Source organism: Bradyrhizobium sp. WSM1253 (assembly GCF_000244935.1).
Classification (GTDB): Bacteria; Pseudomonadota; Alphaproteobacteria; order Rhizobiales; family Xanthobacteraceae; genus Bradyrhizobium; species Bradyrhizobium canariense.
In genome coordinates, this window is record NZ_JH600073.1 from 7,088,046 (window position 1) to 7,106,557 (window position 18,512).

Annotated in this window: 15 protein-coding genes; 11 read left to right on the top strand and 4 right to left on the bottom strand. The window is 60.2% G+C overall.

All coding sequences use genetic code 11. The features are described 5' to 3' along the window. Positions 1 to 42: 42 nt before the first annotated feature. From BRA1253DRAFT_RS34280 to BRA1253DRAFT_RS34290, 3 genes are all read left to right on the top strand, one after another. Positions 43 to 1,017, top strand: coding sequence for a tripartite tricarboxylate transporter substrate binding protein (locus tag BRA1253DRAFT_RS34280; RefSeq protein WP_007601905.1), 975 nt, complete (start codon positions 43 to 45; stop codon positions 1,015 to 1,017). Between the two features lie 179 nt (positions 1,018 to 1,196). After that, positions 1,197 to 1,739 (top strand): tripartite tricarboxylate transporter TctB family protein, encoded by a 543-nt coding sequence (locus tag BRA1253DRAFT_RS34285; protein ID WP_007601906.1) that lies wholly within the window; start codon positions 1,197 to 1,199, stop codon positions 1,737 to 1,739. 11 nt (positions 1,740 to 1,750) lie between these two features. Continuing rightward, entirely contained in the window at positions 1,751 to 3,271 is a 1,521-nt protein-coding gene (locus BRA1253DRAFT_RS34290) for a tripartite tricarboxylate transporter permease (RefSeq protein WP_007601907.1), read from the top strand. An 822-nt stretch (positions 3,272 to 4,093) separates the two neighbouring features. On the opposite strand, the gene BRA1253DRAFT_RS34295 is transcribed toward BRA1253DRAFT_RS34290, so the two are convergent. After that, positions 4,094 to 5,287, bottom strand: a complete 1,194-nt coding sequence (locus tag BRA1253DRAFT_RS34295) for a CaiB/BaiF CoA-transferase family protein (protein ID WP_007601908.1) — start codon at positions 5,285 to 5,287, stop codon at positions 4,094 to 4,096. A gap of 133 nt (positions 5,288 to 5,420) precedes the next feature. Then, positions 5,421 to 5,735, bottom strand: a complete 315-nt coding sequence (locus tag BRA1253DRAFT_RS34300; protein ID WP_035994526.1) for a hypothetical protein — start codon at positions 5,733 to 5,735, stop codon at positions 5,421 to 5,423. Between the two features lie 201 nt (positions 5,736 to 5,936). Here BRA1253DRAFT_RS34300 and BRA1253DRAFT_RS34305 point away from each other — a divergent pair, with 201 nt between their 5' ends. The 3 genes from BRA1253DRAFT_RS34305 to BRA1253DRAFT_RS34320 all read left to right on the top strand — a co-directional run bounded on the left by BRA1253DRAFT_RS34305 (position 5,937) and on the right by BRA1253DRAFT_RS34320 (position 11,782). Then, positions 5,937 to 8,675, top strand: coding sequence for a M10 family metallopeptidase C-terminal domain-containing protein (locus BRA1253DRAFT_RS34305; protein WP_007601910.1), 2,739 nt, complete (start codon positions 5,937 to 5,939; stop codon positions 8,673 to 8,675). A gap of 1,255 nt (positions 8,676 to 9,930) precedes the next feature. Further along, on the top strand, positions 9,931 to 10,773 hold the full coding sequence (locus tag BRA1253DRAFT_RS34315; protein WP_007601911.1) for an NAD(P)-dependent oxidoreductase: 843 nt from the start codon (positions 9,931 to 9,933) through the stop codon (positions 10,771 to 10,773). Position 10,774: 1 nt separating this feature from the next. Then, positions 10,775 to 11,782 (top strand): glycosyltransferase family 2 protein, encoded by a 1,008-nt coding sequence (locus tag BRA1253DRAFT_RS34320; RefSeq protein WP_245286034.1) that lies wholly within the window; start codon positions 10,775 to 10,777, stop codon positions 11,780 to 11,782. 7 nt (positions 11,783 to 11,789) lie between these two features. Here BRA1253DRAFT_RS34320 and BRA1253DRAFT_RS34325 read toward each other — a convergent pair whose 3' ends face one another. Further along, positions 11,790 to 12,575: an ABC transporter ATP-binding protein gene (locus BRA1253DRAFT_RS34325; RefSeq protein WP_007601914.1), complete on the bottom strand. Its 786-nt coding sequence runs from the start codon at positions 12,573 to 12,575 to the stop codon at positions 11,790 to 11,792. 5 nt (positions 12,576 to 12,580) lie between these two features. Then, complete coding sequence (locus BRA1253DRAFT_RS34330; protein WP_051058488.1) at positions 12,581 to 13,354, bottom strand: ABC transporter permease; 774 nt, start codon at positions 13,352 to 13,354, stop codon at positions 12,581 to 12,583. 388 nt (positions 13,355 to 13,742) lie between these two features. On the opposite strand from BRA1253DRAFT_RS34330, the gene rfbC reads away from it, so the two are divergent. From rfbC to BRA1253DRAFT_RS34355, 5 genes are all read left to right on the top strand, one after another. After that, positions 13,743 to 14,351: a dTDP-4-dehydrorhamnose 3,5-epimerase gene (rfbC, locus tag BRA1253DRAFT_RS34335; RefSeq protein ID WP_245286036.1), complete on the top strand. Its 609-nt coding sequence runs from the start codon at positions 13,743 to 13,745 to the stop codon at positions 14,349 to 14,351. A gap of 12 nt (positions 14,352 to 14,363) precedes the next feature. Then, positions 14,364 to 15,413 carry a dTDP-glucose 4,6-dehydratase gene (rfbB, locus tag BRA1253DRAFT_RS34340; RefSeq protein WP_007601920.1) on the top strand — a complete coding sequence of 350 codons (1,050 nt, stop codon included), beginning with the start codon at positions 14,364 to 14,366 and terminating at the stop codon, positions 15,411 to 15,413. Between the two features lie 8 nt (positions 15,414 to 15,421). After that, positions 15,422 to 16,306, top strand: coding sequence for a dTDP-4-dehydrorhamnose reductase (gene rfbD / locus BRA1253DRAFT_RS34345; protein WP_007601921.1), 885 nt, complete (start codon positions 15,422 to 15,424; stop codon positions 16,304 to 16,306). A 14-nt stretch (positions 16,307 to 16,320) separates the two neighbouring features. Then, entirely contained in the window at positions 16,321 to 17,190 is an 870-nt protein-coding gene (gene rfbA / locus BRA1253DRAFT_RS34350; RefSeq protein ID WP_007601922.1) for a glucose-1-phosphate thymidylyltransferase RfbA, read from the top strand. Between the two features lie 71 nt (positions 17,191 to 17,261). Next, on the top strand, positions 17,262 to 18,284 hold the full coding sequence (locus BRA1253DRAFT_RS34355) for a hypothetical protein (protein ID WP_007601923.1): 1,023 nt from the start codon (positions 17,262 to 17,264) through the stop codon (positions 18,282 to 18,284). Positions 18,285 to 18,512 lie beyond the last annotated feature (228 nt).

Genomic DNA, 18,512 nt, shown 5'->3' on the forward strand with positions numbered 1-18,512 from the left:
ACAAAGCCAACAATCCAGGGGACGAAACTCGTGCGAATCCTAATGAAAGCTGTTGGCGTCGCAGCAGTGCTATCGTTGAGCGCGCCGGCCTTGGCTGGGTGGGAGCCGACCAAACCGGTCGAGATCGTGGTGGCGGCAGGCGCGGGCGGCGCCTCCGACCAGATGGCGCGGATGATGCAGGCCGCCATCCAGAAGAACAATCTGATGAAGCAGCCGATCGTGGTCTCGCTCAAGGGCGGAGCTTCCGGCGCCGAAGCGCTGATGTACATGAAATCCAGTGAGGGCGACCCCAACAAGGTGCTGATCGCCTATTCGCTGATCTACATGCTGCCGCTGTCGGCAAAGATCCCGTTCAACTGGCGTGAGCTGACCCCGGTTTCGGTGATCGCGCTTGACCAGTTCGTGCTGTGGGACAACAGCGCGGGTCCCAAGACGGTGAAGGAGTTCGTCGCCGCGGCGAAGGCGGCGAGCGCGCCATTCAAGATGGGCGGCACCGGCTCGAAGCGCGAGGATCACGTGCTGACCGTGTTCCTCGAGCAGAAGACCGGCGCGAGATTCTCCTATTTGCCCTACAAGTCCGGCGGCGAGGCCGCGACCCAACTCGTCGGCAACCACACCGAATCCAACGTCAACAATCCATCCGAAAATCTCGAAGTCTGGCGCGCGGGCCAGGTGCGTCCGCTCTGCGTGTTCGACAAGGAGCGAATCTCCTACACCAGCAAAGTGACGGAGACGCAGTCCTGGGCCGACATCCCGACCTGCAAGGAGGAGGGCGTCGATGTGCAGTATCTGATGCTGCGTGCGATGTTCCTGCCCGGCAAGGTCACCGCTGAGCAGCAGGCGTTCTATGTCGAGCTGTTCCACAAGGTGACACAGACCGCGGAATACAAGGACTACATGGAAAAACAGGCGCTGAAGCCGATCTTCCTCACCGGCAAGGACATGGTGCAATTCCTCGAGGAGGACGATGCAGTCAACAAGTCGCTGATGACGGAAGCCGGGTTCGTCGCGAAGTAGCTTTGGCTTCTCCCTCTCCCCGCTTGCGGGAGCGCGACGAGCTTCGCTCGCGCTGGGAGGGTTGGGTGAGGGCTCTCTCCGCGAGTCCAGCTCTCGCCGTCCCCGTTGAGACTCCCCCTCACCCCAACCCTCTCTCCGCAAGCGGGGAGAGGGGGAACGCAGTTTGCACCTGATGGCTCATGCCCCAAACCGATCTTGAAATTGTCGTCGACGATCCGACCGCGCCCGAAGACGACTCGCCTTCCGTCGTCTCCTCCGGCACGATCGAGATATTCGTCTGTCTCCTGTTGCTCGCGCTGGCCGCCACGCTCGGCTACGACAATTGGCGCACCGGCGCCTCCTGGGATTCGACCGGGCCGGAGCCCGGCTATTTCCCGTTCTACCTCTCCGTCATTCTCGGTGGTGCCAGCCTCTACGGCCTGATCGTGGCGCTGGTCGCGCACCGCGCGGCACCCGAAACCTTCGTCACGCGCGCGCAAGCCCGCCGCGTGATGGCGGTGTTCCTGCCGACGCTGCTGTTCTGCCTGACGACGCAGTTTCTCGGCCTCTATGTCGCGAGCTTCCTGCTGATCGCCAGCTTCATGCGTCTCGTCGGCAAGATCGCGCTGTGGAAGTCGCTGCTCACCGCTGTCGTATTCACGGCGATCATGTTCGTCACCTTCGACATCGCCTTCGACGTTATCATGCCGAAAGGGCCGCTCGAAGCGGCCTTCGGCTACTAGGCGGGCCCGCGATGGAAGCTTTCGGTCTCTTGCTTCATGGCTTCGCCGTCCTGCTGACGTGGAAGACGCTCGTGCTGATGATGGTCGGGCTGGTGCTCGGCATCTTCGTCGGCGTGCTGCCGGGCCTTGGCGGCCCCAACGGCGTTGCGATCCTGCTGCCGCTCACCTTCACGATGGATCCGACCTCGGCGATCGTGATGCTGTCCTGCATCTACTGGGGCGCGCTGTTCGGCGGCGCGATCACCTCGATCCTGTTCAACATCCCGGGCGAGGCCTGGTCGGTCGCGACCACTTTCGACGGCTATCCGATGGCGCAGCAGGGCAGGGCGGCGGAGGCGCTGACGGCGGCGTTCACGTCCTCCTTCATCGGCTCGCTGGTCGCGGTGCTCCTGATCACCTTCCTCGCCCCGATGATCTCGTCCTTTGCGCTGAAGTTCGGCCCGCCCGAGTTCTTCGCGGTATATTTGCTGACCTTCTGCTCCTTCGTCGGTCTCGGGCGCGAGGCCAAGCACAAGACTGTCATCTCGATGTCGCTGGGGCTGTTGCTCGCCGGCATCGGCATGGACACGGTGTCGGGCAATCTGCGCATGACCTTCGGCTCGTCCGAACTTTTACGCGGCATCAACTTCCTCGTCGCCGTCATCGGCCTGTTCGGCATCAGCGAGATCCTGCTGACGATGGAGGAGCGCCTCGCGCTGCGCGGACACGCGGCGAGCATTTCGCTGCGCGTCGTGCTGAGCGTTTGGAAGGACCTGCCGAAATACTGGGTGACGCTGCTGCGCTCCTCCTTCATCGGCTGCTGGCTTGGCATTACCCCGGGCGGCGCGATCGCAGCCTCTTTCATGGGCTACAATCTGGCCAAGCGTTTCTCCAAGGACCCGGAGAGCTTCGGCAAGGGCCGGATCGAGGGCGTGTTCGCGCCGGAGACGGCGGCGCATGCCTCCGGCACCGCGGCGCTGCTGCCGATGCTGGCGCTCGGCATTCCCGGCTCCGGAACCGCCGCGATCCTGCTCGGCGGGTTGATGGTGTGGGGGCTCAATCCGGGACCGTTGCTGTTCGTCGAGCACAAAGACTTCGTCTGGGGCCTGATCGCCTCGATGTATCTCGGCAATGTCGTCGGCCTCGTGCTGGTGCTGACGACGGTGCCGATCTTCGCCTCGATCCTGCGCGTGCCGTTCGCCGCGGTGGCGCCGATGATCGTGGTGTCATGCGCGATCGGCGCCTATGCGATCCAGAACGCGATGTTCGACATCTGGCTGATGCTCGGCTTCGGCGTCGTTGGCTACGTCTTCAAGAAGATCGGCATTCCGCTCGCGCCGTTCACGCTGGCGCTCGTGCTCGGCAACCGCGCCGAGGATGCCTTCCGTCTGTCGATGATCGGCGCCGGCGGCGATCTCAAGGTGTTCTGGTCGAACGGACTGGTCGGCTCGATCACGACGTTGGCGATCGTGCTCCTGTTTTGGCCTGTGATTGACGGTTTGCTCGCCCGTGTCGGATTGACGCGGACGCCACGCCCGCGTCGCTCCAATTGAGTAAATCTTCAGTCAGCAGATGGCCTTAATTTTCAATTCTGAACGCGAGAGTTCCCGCGCTGCAAGATCATTCGCCAGTGTGAGATCGGCCTACACCCTCTAATCTGACTGCTTCGAGCCGAGAACAGAAATCGTAGTCAGTTGTTCCCTCTAGGCTTTCGGCAATGATTTCCGCCAGATTTAATGTGCCAATACCGCGGTCGGACGAAACCAGTGCTCCGGTACGGCGGGAGCTTCAGACAAAGATAAGTAGGCACACTATTGTGTTCTCCATTGCGCAAATACTTCGCCGCAAGCGATAGAGTGGAATTCTCCGGCTTGCGAGCCACGGCGGGCCGAATTGAACGAGCGTAAACAGAGCGGCACGTCAGACAGGCCACATGGCCATAGGAAAATGAGAAGTCGACGTGCCAATTCCTCACCGTAGCTTTGAAAGCGGACCGGCTTAGGTCGCCCCACCCAACGCTTTCGCTCGGCGCGCAGCTTATATAGGATAAAAACATCGCAGGAGGAGTCTCCACGAACGCACGGGTAGTTTCCCATGACTAAGAACGAGAAGAAATTCGCGGCTCATGCTTTGGCGGTCTTGGTCAGCCTTTTTGTTTCGTCATGCGTGAGCTCCCAGCAGACTTCCTCAGACAGGGCAGTTCGGACCAGCGCCCCATGGGCTCGCGACCTCAATGAGCCACCGCCCGCCCGAGAGCCGGTGGTGCGCCCTTCTTCAGCTGATCTAGGGGCTTCGGGCGAAAAAGCTCCACGATAGCCCGCAGGTCGCCGGACCGACCCATTCAGTCTGCCATCCCTCTCGGCCTTGCATGAAGCTCACACAACCCTCGCGGCCTTGAGAGCGACGATTTCTTCTCGAGAAAAACCGAACTCGGTGAGAACCTCGTCGGTCTGCTCGCCGAATTCCGGCGGCCGCGCCACCATCCTGCTCGGCGTGCGCGACAGCGTCACGGGCTGGCCGACCAGACGGATGTCGCGACCCTCGTCATTCGGCACCTCCTGCGCGATGCCGAGATGCTTGACCTGCTCGTCTTCGAACATCTGGTCGATGGCGTAGATCGGCCCGCAGGGCACGCCGGCCTCGTTGAGTTCACGGACCCAGGTCTCGGTGGACTTCGTCAAGGTACGCTTCTCGATCTCGGCATTGAGCGCGTCGCGATTCTTGGAGCGGGCCGGCGCGGTCAGATAGTCGGGATGGCTGTAGAGTTCCGGCGCGCCGATCGCCTGCGCGCAGCGCTCCCAGATCCGGCCGCCCGTAGTGGCGATGTTGATGTAGCCGTCCAAGGTCTTGAACACGCCGGTCGGAATGCTGGTCGGGTGGTTGTTGCCGGCCTGCTTTGCCACTTCCTTCTCCATCAGCCAGCGTGCGGCCTGGAAGTCGAGCATGAAGATCTGGGCCTGCAGCAGCGAGGTCTGCACCCACTGGCCCTTGCCCGAGACCTCGCGCTCCAGCAGTGCGGTGAGGATGCCCATGGCGCAGAATAGACCGGCGGTGAGGTCGGCGACCGGAATGCCGACCCGCATCGGCCCTTCGCCCGGCGCGCCGGTGATCGACATCAACCCGCCCATGCCTTGCGCGATCTGATCGAAGCCCGGACGCTTGTGGTAGGGCCCGTCCTGGCCGAAGCCGGAGATACTGCCGTAGACGATGCGCGGATTGATCCTGGCGAGGCCCTCATAATCGATTCCGAGCTTCTTCTTCACGTCCGGGCGGAAATTCTCCACGACAACGTCGGCCTTGGCGGCGAGGCCCTTGAACACGGCGAGCCCGCGCTCGTCCTTGAGGTTCAGCGTCATCGCCCGCTTGTTGCGATGCAAGTTCTGGAAGTCGGAGCCCCGCCGCGGTCCGCCCGGCTGCTCGCCGCCGGCATCCTCGGTGAGCGCGTCGATCTTGATCACGTTGGCGCCCCAGTCCGCGAGCTGCCGCACGCAGGTGGGCCCGGACCGGACGCGGGTCAGATCGAGCACGGTGAAGCGTGACAGGGCTTCCGAGGCATGCGGAAAGGGCATCTTGATGGGCTCCGGGACTGATTGCGGGCCTACCATAGTGCCGAAAGACCATGCAGCAAGACATCACGCGGCAGGTCAGGGCCGCGCGGATGCCGCCTGTCGAATGCAATGCCTGAGGGGTGCCGGCGAAGGATCAGCGCGCCAGCTGTTTCAGCTCGGCGCGCGCCCGCTCGGCCAGCGGGTCATCACGGTGGCGCGCAATGAACAGCTCGAACGCCTCCCGCGTTCCCAAGCGACGGGCCGATTCGTACTCCTCCGCGACCGCAGCGGAGGGGTCGCGGGCCAATGGAACGGAGGGGGCACGCCCCGCTGTGCCGCCTTCCTTGCCACTCTCATTTGCATTGGCTTTTCCGACCACGACAGGCAGTCCTCCGAAAGGCAGATGGCCCGGCCCGGCCAGCGTCATCAGGGCGCCGAACAGACCGGCCGAGAGGGAACATCGTTTCATGATTTCACTCGCAACACGGCAGTTAGCCGGAACCAGCATCCTTGTCCTGGCCCGTATGAATACGGGATTTGATGGCTAACACGGCCTTATGGAAGGAGTCCGGACCGGCTCGCCAAAATTAAACCAAACGTTTACTCCTCCAGCTAGAATCACCTGTCGCGCCCCGAATCGAACATGGGGTTTGCTGCTTCGGAGGTTCCCTTGGCCACCGCCGTCAACGTAAGTGCGACCAACAACTCAGATATCGACGGCTTGTTGTCGGGCTACAAATGGTCCGGCACGATCACCTACAGCTTTCCGGACGCTGCAAGCGACTACGCCAGTCCCTACAGCGGCGGCAGCAGTGAGCCAACGACGTCGGGTTTTGCCTCGGCGCCGAGTCAGATGCAGACGGCGATCAATTACGCGATCGGACTGATCCTCGGCTACACCAACGCCAACATCCAGTACGCCGGGACGAACGGCGCCGACATCATGGTCGCGCAGTCGCCGGCCGCCAATCCGACATCCTACGCCTATTACCCCGGCAATTACGCGGCCGGCGGCGATGTCTGGTTCGGAACTGCCTACAACTATTCGCAGGCTGCACTTGGCAATTACTATTTCACGACTGCGTTGCACGAGCTCGGACACGCCCTTGGCTTGAAGCACAGTCAGGAGGCAGGCGGCCCCGCCAATGTCGCGGTGCCGAGCGCGCATGACGACAGCGAATACACCGTCATGAGCTATCGCAGCTATGTCGGTGCTTCCACCACGAGCGGCTACACCAACGAAGCCTATGGGTATTCGCAGACCTATATGGCCAACGATATTCTCGCACTGCAGACGATGTACGGCGCGAACTTCTCGACCCACAGCGAAAACACGGTCTACTCCTGGAGTCCGACGACCGGTCAGGAATTTATCAACGGCGCGGCCCAACTCGCGCCGGGCAATGGCATTGGCGGATCGGCCGACCGCATCTTCGAGACGATCTGGGATGGCAACGGCATCGATACCTATGACCTGTCGAACTACGCAACGGCGGTCACGATCAACCTTAACCCGGGCGCATCGTCGATCACCTCGACGACTCAGCTCGCCTATCTCGGCAACGGCCACTATGCGCAGGGCAACATCTTCAACGCGTATTTGTACAACGGCGACGCGCGGTCCTATATCGACAACGCGAACGGCGGCTCGGGCAACGATACGCTCATCGGTAATGCAATCGCCAACGTGCTGAAGGGCGGACGTGGCACCGATACGCTGACCGGCGGAGGCGGCGCCGATACCTTTGTATTTGCGCTCAGCGACAGCCCGGCTGCTAGCGGACAACATGACCGCATCACCGACTTCACGTCGGGCACAGACAAGATCGACCTCCACGGAATCGACGCGATCAGCAGTACGGCCGGTTACGATCTTTTCCATTTCATCGGCCTTTCCGCTTTCGACGGATCTGCCGGTGAACTCAACTACAGCTACAACAGTTCGCTTGGCGTCACCACGCTGCAGGGCGACACCAATGGCGATCGCCTCGCCGACTTTGCGATCGATCTCACGGGCAATATCGCGATAAGCACGTCCGATCTGATCGGCGTTGCGGTCGTTCCTGTCGTCATCGAGTCGCTCGGTGCGACCACCCTGACGCTGCTCGGCAGCAACTATTACCTATATGCGAACGGTACTTCGTCGGGTCCCTCGCTCAAGACCTCCGGGGTGAACTTTGTGGCGGGTCAGTTCGGCAACTGGTTGCCGATCAGCGCGGAGCAGACGACGGGCGGATACGAGGTCGCGTGGAAGGTCACGGGGGCCGACATGTATTCGATCTGGACCACCGACAGCAGTGGCAACTTCATCTCATCGACGGCGGGTTTGCCGGGAGCCGACTATGCATTGCAAACGGCGGAGTCCAATTTTTCCCAGGACCTGAACGGCGATGGACATATCGGTCTGACCACCACGGTGATCGAAGCGAATGGATCAACCCATCTGACCGAGGGCGCCAACCACTTCTTCCTTTACGACAGCGCCGGGTTGGGCCCGTCGCTAAGAACCTCTGGAGCCGATTTTGTGGCGGGTCAGTTCGGCAACTGGTTGCCGATCAGCGCGGAGCAGACGACGGGCGGATACGAGGTCGCGTGGAAGGTCACGGGCTCCGACATGTATTCGATCTGGACCACCGACAGCAGCGGCAACTTCATCTCATCGACAGCAGTCTTATCCGGGGCCGACTATGCGTTGCAATCGGCCGAGCCGAGTTTTTTCCAGGACCTGAACGGCGACGGACATATCGGCCTGACCACCACGGTGATCGAGACGAATGGATCAACCCATCTGACCGGGGCCGGCAATCATTTCTTCCTCTACGACAGCGCTGGCTCGGGCCCGTCGCTTAAGGTCTCTGGTGCCGACTTTGTGGCGGGCCAGTTTGGCAGCTGGTTGCCGATCAGCGCGGAGCGGACGGCAAGCGGGTACGAGGTTGTCTGGAAGGTTACGGGCTCCGACATGTATTCGATTTGGACCACCGACAGCGGCGGCAACTTCATCTCATCGACAGTAGCCCTATCAGGAGCTGACTATGCGTTGCAATCGGCCGAGCCGAGTTCTTTCCAGGACCTGAACGGCGACGGACATATCGGCTTGACCGCCACGATGATCGCGAGCTCGAACGCCAACGAGGCCATGTCCAACAATGTTTACCTCGGCGACGCGAACAGCAAGTTGATGATCGGCACTGCCGGCCGCGACACATTTGTGTTCAGCCCGAACTTCGGCCAAGACACCATCGCCAAAATTGAACCGGGCGCCGATATTATTCAATTCACCCACACGGTATTTGCGGACGTCGCCTCCATTGTTTCCCACACGGCGGAAGATGGGCATGAAAACGCAGTCATTCAAAATATGACGACGGCTACCCTGCAGCTACATCTGAGCGATTTTCACATCCTCTGATCGATATGCGAAAAGGTCCTCGCTCGCTTAGCGCCACCCACAAAGGTGACGGCGGCCGTAAAGACTAGCTTGGCACGATGCCGCGGACCGCGGGCGCATCAAGCAGCAAAATGATGCGCCGCTAATTTCAATCTTGCTTGGAACTCGCTCAGGGTGGGAGGGACCACGGCTGAAAAGTGTCAACTAATAATGTGGCTTGCGCTCGGGGGACGCCTCGCTGTTTGCTGATGACCCAACGACTCTTGGTCAGACTAGAGAGCACGGATTGTGATGGGAGATTAGTCGTCGCGCGCCAAGAGCGCCGGGCGACGACTCTAGTCTTGTCTCGGGAAGCGGGGTCTGATATGCGCAATTCTTTTCGCCAGCGGGGTCGGCGTTGCCGCGTTGGTACGCGGCTGGCAAAGTAGACTGCGATCGCCTGTTTTCTTTCGATCGCATTTTTGCTGCTGTTGTGCGGGCATAGCGAGACGTTCGTTCTCGTGGTGATCGCGCCGGTCTGCGTCATCTTGATTGATCTCCCGCTGCCCCGCTGGACCGCGCCCAGACTCGATATTTCCTTTGACGTCTATCTGTATGCCCTTCCAATTCAACATCTGACATCGGGCCTGCCTCTCAGCTTCTGGAGCAAGGTCTCCTCGCTTTCGCTATTACGCTCGTGGTAGGCACGCTTACGGCACTGCTTGTCGAGCAGCCAATACTAAGAATACGAAAGCGGATCGGGCCGTTGACATGGCTAGACAAGGTGTGGCTCGAATTCCGGGCGATCGCAAAGTCAGAACGGTGGTTTTTGTCCGTATTTTACCGCGTGCAGCGCAATTCAGGCCACGCGATCAATTCCGGAGAGTGGGCCATTTCGGCTGGACCGTTGCGATCTAACCGCGCCTCTTTCCGACCGTGCGGCGGGGGCGGCTTGAAGCGATCGGCCGAGGGACGCTAATAGAGCGCCCGGGCTGCCAACTTGCCAACTCCCGGCGCCACCCAATCAGGACTAACGACCGGGCACGTTCGGTTTTGCGTCGACCAGCATCTGGGCCGGCTCCATGACGATCCGAACGCGAGAAGATCGAGGTTCCCCTCGCCCGGATGTGCTGCTCGGCGAGTTGATTCAGCAGGAGGGACCGGGCCCGTCGGTTGAAGGTTTGCCTCCTCATGAAGCGCGGAACTGGCGGTAGTGGCAGGTGGCGACGTCTGATATAGGGCATGCTGGTCCGTTGGATAAAGGCCGCCGACAGGCGCCCGCCGCAGTGAGTTAGGGATGCAGAGTTTCGTTGTGGGCGCCACCGGGATCGTCGGAGGCTACATCGTCGAGCATCTGGTCAGGTCCGGTGAAACGCCGCTGGCGTTGTCCCGGGCGCGGCACAACAATTGCGGAGCAGTGTGGCTCCAGGGTGATCTCGCTGCGCCCGAAACCTGGAAGCCGCCTTCGTTCGAGACCTTGTATTGCACGGTGGAGGTTGGCCTGTTGGCGGATGCGCTGCCGCACATCTATACGACGGCGCTGAAGCGCGTTGTCGCCTTCACCTCCACTAGCATCGTCACCAAGATAGACTCCGAGATCGCATCGGAGCGCGAACTGCTGCAGCGGCTTGCGGAGGGGGAGAGACGGCTGATCGCCACATGCGAGCGCTACAATGTCGGCTGGACCATCCTGCGCCCGACCATCATCTATGCGGAGGGCCGCGACGGCAACGTCTCGCGGCTGGCGCGGCTCTGTGGACGCTTCGGCGTGCTGCCGTTGATGGGCAAAGGTGCTGGGCTACGGCAGCCCGTGCACGCCGAAGACCTGGCGATCGGCGCCATTGCCGCGGCCGCAAGCGAGGCGGCAATCGGCAAAACCTATGCGCTGCCGGGCGGTGAGACGATTAGCTATCGTGAGATGGTCGGTCGGATTTTCGACGCACTCGGTAAACCGCGCCGGATCATATCCGCGCCGCCATTCGTTTGGCGGCTGGCATTTGCCCTGGCAAAGCCGTTCCTTCCGAATGCAAATGCCGCGATGGGCGCCCGGATGGCGAAGGACATGGTGTTCGATCCCGCGCCGGCGGTCCGCGATTTTGGCTGGAATCCGCGGGGTTTTCATCCGCGATTTGAAGAATAAGATGGATAGTCTAAGAGAAGCCGAGCTCCAGCGTCGCCGTGGTGATGGCTGTAAGAGGCTCAATCAGGAATCTTCCCAGTTGCCGTTAGCAAGCCCTAAAGTCGTCATTCTGCTCGCGACCAGAAACGGCGCCGCATTTATTCAGGAGCAAATCGACTCCTATAAGGCGCAAACCTATCGCAACTGGGAATTGCTGGTGTCCGACGACGGCTCAACGGATGATACGATTCAGATCATCCAGGAGTTTGCCAAGCAGGTTCCCCAGCGGGTGGTGGTGCGGCGAGGGCCGCAGATGGGTTTCTGGCAGAATTTCGCGTCGTTGGTCCGATCTGACGATATCGACGGCGAGCTGTTCGCCTACAGCGACCAAGACGACGTCTGGTTTCCGGAGAAACTTGCGAAGGCGGTGAGCTGGTTCGAAGCGCGTCCGAGCGATCGTCCGGCTCTGTATTTTACGCGAACCGAGTTGATCGAAGAGAGCGGTGCGCTGATCGGCTTCTCACCTCTCTTCTTACGCGAGCCAACGTTTCAGAATGCGCTGGTGCAGAACATCGGCGGCGGCAACACCATGGTGTTCAATCGGGCGGCGAAGCTGGCGCTTCAGGCCACGCCGATCGACGTTGCTCTGGTATCGCACGATTGGTGGACCTATCAGGTCGTGACAGGGATCGGCGGCACCGCGCATTATGACCCCTGGCCCAGCCTCCGATATAGGCAACATGGGCTCAATCTGGTTGGGGCGAATATCGGTCTGCGGGCGCGGCTTGTCCGACTGTCAGCATTCGCGTCCGGCCGCATGGTGATGTGGAACGACGTCAACCTGAACGCGCTGGGCAGGATGCGAGACCTGCTATCGCCGCACAATGCACTCGTCCTCGACCGTTACGCCAGGATCCGTCAGACCGCATGGCCGATGCGGCTGTGGTTGGTCTGGAAGTCCGGTGTCTACCGGCAAAGCTTCGTCGACAATCTTGGCCTTTTCGTCGGGGCGTTATTTGGCCGGCTATAGCGGTAGTTCACGCTACTGCGACGCGCTCTCTTTGCCTCTCCGCGTACCTTTCGAGGATCTCCTCGAGGGAACCTGCAGCTTTGATCATGCCCTGATCCATCCAGAGGGCCTTGTTGCAGAACTGGCGGCAGGTCTCGGCGCTGTGGGAAGCGAGCACTAGGATGCTCGCCTTCGCGACGAAATTGTCGATGCGATGCCTGGCCTTGGTGATGAAGCTGTCGTCGCCGGCCATGATCCACTCGTCCATCAACAGGATTTCGGGGGCAAAGCTGGTCGCCACCGCAAAAGTCAATCGCGTCATCATACCGGAAGAATAGGTGCGCACCGGGATGTCCAGATATTCGCCAAGCTCTGTGAAGTCGGAAATATCCTGCATTTTGCTGGCGATATCATCGGGCGTCATGCCGAGGATCAGGCCGCGCATGCGGATATTCTCGTAGCCGCTGATGTCCTGGTCGATGCCAAGACCGATGTCGAGCATCGGAGAGATCATCCCGCGAGTGCGGACCGTGCCGACAAGCGGCTCATAGATGCCGGCCATCACGCGCAGCAAGGTGGTCTTGCCGGCGCCGTTTGATCCGATCAGCGCGACCCTATCGCCGGCGGTGATATGCGTCGAGACGTTTCGCAGTGCTTCAACGACGACGCGGTGGTTAGCGTCGGTTGCCACATGGCCACCGGAACTACGGAATAGTAGGCTCTTCTTCAAGGACCGCGATCCGCCATGATAGATGGGAAACGACACGCTGACATTTTCCAGCGTCAGCTCTGACAGCATTTTGTCGTTTTTCATCGTCTTCAGATCCAGTAGGCGATACGCGATCGAAAGCGTGTGAAGACCAGTCCGGCAAGCCCGAGATTGACCGCCGTGATCAACAGCACTGCAAGGTAGTTCTTCAAGTCGGGCACATTTCCCAGCAACGGTGTCCGCGCGATCTCAATCAGATGGAAAAACGGATTGATGTCGGCGATGTAGGCCCGGCGCTGGAGCAATTCCGGCTTCCACATGATCGGCGTAACAAAAAATATTAGCTGCACGACGGAGGCGATGAGCGGCGGGATGTCGCGGAATCGGGCGGACAGGATGCCAATATAGACCGTCGCCAGCATGCCGTTCAACACCAGGAGGGTCAGTCCGGGAATGGCCAGTAGGGCCGTGGCGCCGGGCCAGATCCCAAAATAGATCAGTACCCCAATATAGATCACGAAGTTATGGGCGAAGATGATGATCTTGCTCCAGCTCGACCGATACACATAGATCGAATAGGGCAGCCGGACCTGCTTGATATAGGACTCGGCCGCCGTGAAGATCATGCCGCCTTCGCTGAGGAAGGTCGCGAGAAGATTCCAGACCAGCAGACCGGTGCAGAGAAAGGGCAGGAAATCGCGAATCGGGGTATTGAACAGTCCAGCGTAGAGGAATCCCAGCGCCACCACCATGATTGCCATGCTGGCGGTCAGCCAGAACGGTCCCAGCAGGGAGCGGCGATAGCGCTGAAGGATGTCGTTCCATCCCATCCGGCCCCACAGGCGCCAGGCGGCGAAACCGTCCCGAATGTCGGCAATGGCCATTTCGGCGGACTTTTGTCCGGCGCCCCAAGTAACGGTCCCCGGCGGACGTCTTTCGCCCGTTCGTGTTTCGACAGTCGCTAACATCGATCGATTTCAACTTTTGTGGTGGCTGCAGACGAATCTCGGATTTCGATCCGGAAAAGCGCAATGCTTTCAGTATCATGCCACCATCAAGGTGCACGATGCCGTCAGGCATGATGCAAGTTCCAGACAATGCCTTAGGCCATACAACGTCAGTCGCGTCTAGCGCGCAGACGCTTGAATAATTATAGATTGCGGCCGGTTTGGGAGCGAGCATCCACGTGACCAGTAGGTGCCAACGAGGCATGCAGCCAGAGGAACCTGGCGCGAAGCAGAATTCTGTTGATCATGTTCTTCCAATTGGGGCATGCAGACGCAAGCGGATACAAAAGACCAACATCCGAAAGTGGATATGAAAATTGAACGGCTCGAGATTCCAGACATTCTGCTGGTGACCGCGGCGAGGCATGGCGACCCCCGGGGATTTTTCTCGGAGACATTTCGTGCGGACGCGCTTCTTGCGAGTGGCGTCGAAGCGGCGTTCGTGCAGGACAATCACGTTTTATCGACGCAGAAAGGCGTGCTGCGCGGATTGCATTACCAGCTTCCGCCCCACGCGCAGGGTAAGTTGGTGCGGTGCTCGCGCGGAGCAATTCTCGATGTCGGCGTTGACATCAGGGCAGGCTCGCCGACCTTCGGCCGGCACGTTGCCGTCGAACTGTCGGCGGCGAACTGGTGTCAATTGTGGGTGCCGCCTGGCTTTGCTCATGGCTACGTCACACTGACCGACGATTGCGAAGTCATCTACAAGGTTACCGATTACTACGCGCCGGACTGCGATCGTGGTATCGCATGGGACGATCCTGACCTGGCCATCGATTGGCGGATTTCGCCAGGTGACGTGGTCTTATCGGACAAGGACCGGAAGCAGCCGCGTTTGAAAGATGTCCCTCCGGGCTTTCAATTCGGCGGTTGAGGAGGTGGCGCAATGCGGGTGATCGTGACTGGAGGAGCCGGTTTTATCGGATCGGCGGTATGTCGTCATTTCATCGCCGATCTCGGCCATCACGTCGTCGTGGTCGATAAATTGACGTATGCCGGCAACGTGGCATCGCTGGCGCTGGTTGCGTCCAGTCCGCATTTTGCGTTTGAAAAGCACGATATCTGCGACGGCGCCGCGATGGCTGCGATCTTCGAGAAATACCAGCCGGAGGCGATAGTTCATCTCGCCGCTGAGAGCCACGTCGATCGTTCGATATCCGGATCCGACCTGTTCTTAAAAACCAATGTGGTTGGTACCTTCACTCTGCTCGAGACGGCTCGCCGCTACATCGCATCGGCCAAGAAAAATGCGGATGATTTCCGTTTCGTGCACGTCTCGACGGACGAGGTTTACGGGTCGCTCGGAGAGGACGGGCTGTTCACAGAAGCCACGGCCTACGATCCCAGTTCTCCCTATTCGGCCACCAAAGCTGCTTCCGACCATCTGGCAAAGGCCTGGCACCGAACCTATGACGTGCCTGTCATAGTCTCCAATTGTTCCAACAATTACGGGCCCTATCATTTTCCCGAAAAGCTGATTCCGCTGGTTATCCTGAACGCACTGGATCGCAAGCCGCTTCCAGTCTATGGCGACGGATCCAACGTCCGCGATTGGCTGTTTGTCGACGACCACGCCCGGGCGCTTGGCATCATTCTCGCAACAGGCAGACCCGGCGAAACCTACAATATCGGCGGACGCAATGAGCGGACCAACATCGAAGTGGTCCGGCAGATCTGTTCGTGGATGGATCGCCTGCGCCCGAACGACGCCTCGCATCACGAGCTGATTTCGTTCGTTGCCGATCGCCCGGGGCACGATCAGCGTTACGCGATTGATGCCAGCAAGCTCGAAACCGATCTGGGATGGCGAGCGCGGGAAACGTTCGAAACCGGGATCGAAAAAACAGTGCAGTGGTATCTCGCGCGCGAAGATTGGTGGCAACCGTTGCGGAACAAGGTCTATGGCGGCGAACGTCTTGGTCTGGTGGGGGCGTGAATCCACAGATGCGGATCTATGTGATTGGCGGCGAGGGCCAGGTCGCGCGGTCGCTCCGGGAGGCTGCGGCCGCCGACAAGGAGATTGAGTTCGGCTTTGGCCAACGACCGGACGTCGATCTGCTGAACGCAGTCTCGATCGAGCGAGCCATTGCCGCTTTCCGTCCCGACGTGGTGGTCAATCCCGCGGCCTACACGGCGGTGGATAAGGCTGAGTCGGAACCCGATCTCGCATTTGCGCTCAATCGCAATGGCGCAGGCCTTGTAGCGGCGGCGGCCGCGGATCAAGGCATTCCGGTCATCCATCTGTCGACCGACTACGTCTTTGACGGGATGAAGACCGGCGCCTATGTTGAGAGCGATCCGGTCAACCCGCAAAGCGTCTATGGCCGCTCCAAGTTGGCGGGCGAGCTAGCTGTCGCCGCGGCGAACCCAAGGCACGTTATCTTGCGTACGTCATGGGTCTACGCGCCGTTTGGAGGTAATTTCGTGCGCACGATTCTTCGCCTTGCATCGGAACGTGACCGGCTGCGGGTAGTGAATGATCAGGTAGGTTGCCCCACATATGCGCCGGATATCGCCGACGCGATCCGCGCCATCGCCGGGCGGGTGGCGGGGGGCTGGCAGCCGCGTTATGCGGGTGTCACGCATCTTGCTGGGCCCGACCCGATGACTTGGTACGCCTTCGCGAAACAGGTCACCGATCTCGCGGCGTCCCGCGGCGGGCGGTCCGTATTGCTTGACCCGATCTCGACTTCCGATTATCCGACAGCTGCCGTCCGACCAGCAAATTCGCAGCTTTCGAGCGCGAAACTGGCGGCGGTGTTCGATGTGGGGCTGCCTCCGCTGAAGCAGTCTCTGACGGATTGCCTTGATCGTCTTCTTAGGATTTGAACGGGAGATCTGCTTTGAAGGGCATTATTCTTGCTGGCGGAAGCGGGACGCGCCTCTATCCGATGACGCTCGTGACCTCCAAGCAGTTGCTGCCCGTCTACGACAAGCCGATGGTCTATTATCCGCTGACCACGCTGATGTTGGCCGGCATCCGCGACATCCTGATCATTTCGACGCCGCAGGACTTGCCGTTGTTCGAGGCGTTGTTGGGAGACGGCAATCAGTGGGGGCTGTCGCTGTCTTACGCGGTGCAGCCCAAACCTGAAGGTCTGGCGCAGGCGTTCGTGATTGGCGCCGATTTCATTGGCGGCGACGCCTCGGCGCTCATTCTCGGCGACAACATCTTCTTTGGCCATGGCCTGCCGAATTTGCTCGCCAGCGCCACGTCGCGGACCACCGGCGCAACGGTGTTTGCCTATCACGTCGCCGATCCGGAACGATATGGCGTGGTCGCGTTCGACCGGAAGGGCAATGCGACCTCGATCGAGGAAAAGCCACTACAGCCGAAGTCGAACTTCGCCGTTACCGGACTCTATTTCTATGATAACCGAGTTGTCGATATTGCCGCCAACGTCAAGCCGTCAGCACGCGGCGAACTCGAAATCACCGATGTGAACCGGGCCTATCTTGAGCGCGGAGAGCTTGCGGTTGAGCTGATGGGTCGCGGCTTCGCCTGGCTGGACACCGGTACGCCGGACAGCCTGTTGGAAGCCGCCAACTTTGTCGCCACGCTCGAGCGGCGACAGGGATTTCGGATCGCCTGTCCCGAAGAGGTGGCTTTCGGCCAAGGATACATCGATCGCGATCAGTTGGCACGCCTGGGCGCGGCGCTGGGAAAGAGCGCCTATGCGCGCTACATCAGCGACCTGGCTGAAGCCCTGTGAGCCCCGTCTTTCCGATCATCGCCGGAGGTCTTCTAGTGCTTCGGTGATCCAGCAACAAGGACAACAACGTCGTGCCAGGCCAGGGTTCAACCTTCACCAGCGATCTCGCTGTTGTTTATCTGGCACGCTATGCCGAAGGAAAAGGACCGGTCACGAATTTCATTGAATCCTTCGAGCGTCATCCACCCGGGATTGCGCATGATTGCGTGGTGGTCCGAAAAGGCTTCCCGCCGGGGGAATCCACGCTCGACAAAGTCCTGAAGCGTGCATTCCCTCATTTCGTTTCAGTGTCGGATGATGGCTTCGACATCAACGCCTATGCCAAGGCTGCTGCGCAGCTGCCGCACCGGTACGTGGTCTTCCTCAACACGTTTTCTGAAATCGCGGCGGACGGCTGGCTTCGCAAGCTTCATTCGGCATTTGCGGATCAGTCCGTGGGTATCGCCGGAGGCACCGGTTCCTATGAAAGCCTTCTCAGCAGCATGAAGCACGTCCAAAAGGGATGGTGGCTATTTCAGAATGAGGGGATTCCAAAACCGGCGGGCCTCCGACGGTTGTTCCGAGCAATCAGGGCTCGCTTACCGAAGCGCCTGGCGACTAGAGTGGTGGCCGCCGCGATTTCCTATTTCGCCGTGCGCTCGTCAGGCCACGACAGCACACTGGACGACAAGTTTGAAACGTATTGGAACAACGAGATCGGGCCCGGCGGCGCGCTGGCGCGCCTGAACGAAATATCGCCTTTTCCGAACCCGCACATCAGAACGAATGCCTTCATGATCGAACGACAGGTCTTTCTCGATGTGCTGCCGGATTCGATCGAAACCAAGAACGATTCATACCTTTTCGAGAGCGGGCCGGACGGGCTCACGCAGCGAATCCTTCAGCGCGGCCTGCAAATCGTGGTGGTGGGTGCGGATGGACGCGTTTACGGGATGGAAGAATGGGCCGAAAGCGGCACATTTCGCCTTGGAGGCCAGCGCAATCTTCTCGTCAAGGACAACCAGACTCGGGCGTTCCAAAACATGAATGCGGCCGGGCAGCGTGCTTTCACGAGGATGACCTGGGGCGACGACCAAGGTACCATCTCCCGGTAGGTTATGAGCAGGGCAAATGCACCGGAATCCGATCGCCGCGGGAGGGGTGAGGGGAAGGGGAGAATTGCCAACTGCGGAGCGCGGTTAGATTGTGCTGCGTGGCATAGATTGTTACATAGGCCAGCGAAGGGTGGGCCTCGCGGGGACGAGAACGCGGGCACTTCCAACGGTTGAACCGAGATTCACAGTTCCTGGTGAAGAAGAATGGGCATTGTCGAGAAAATTTGC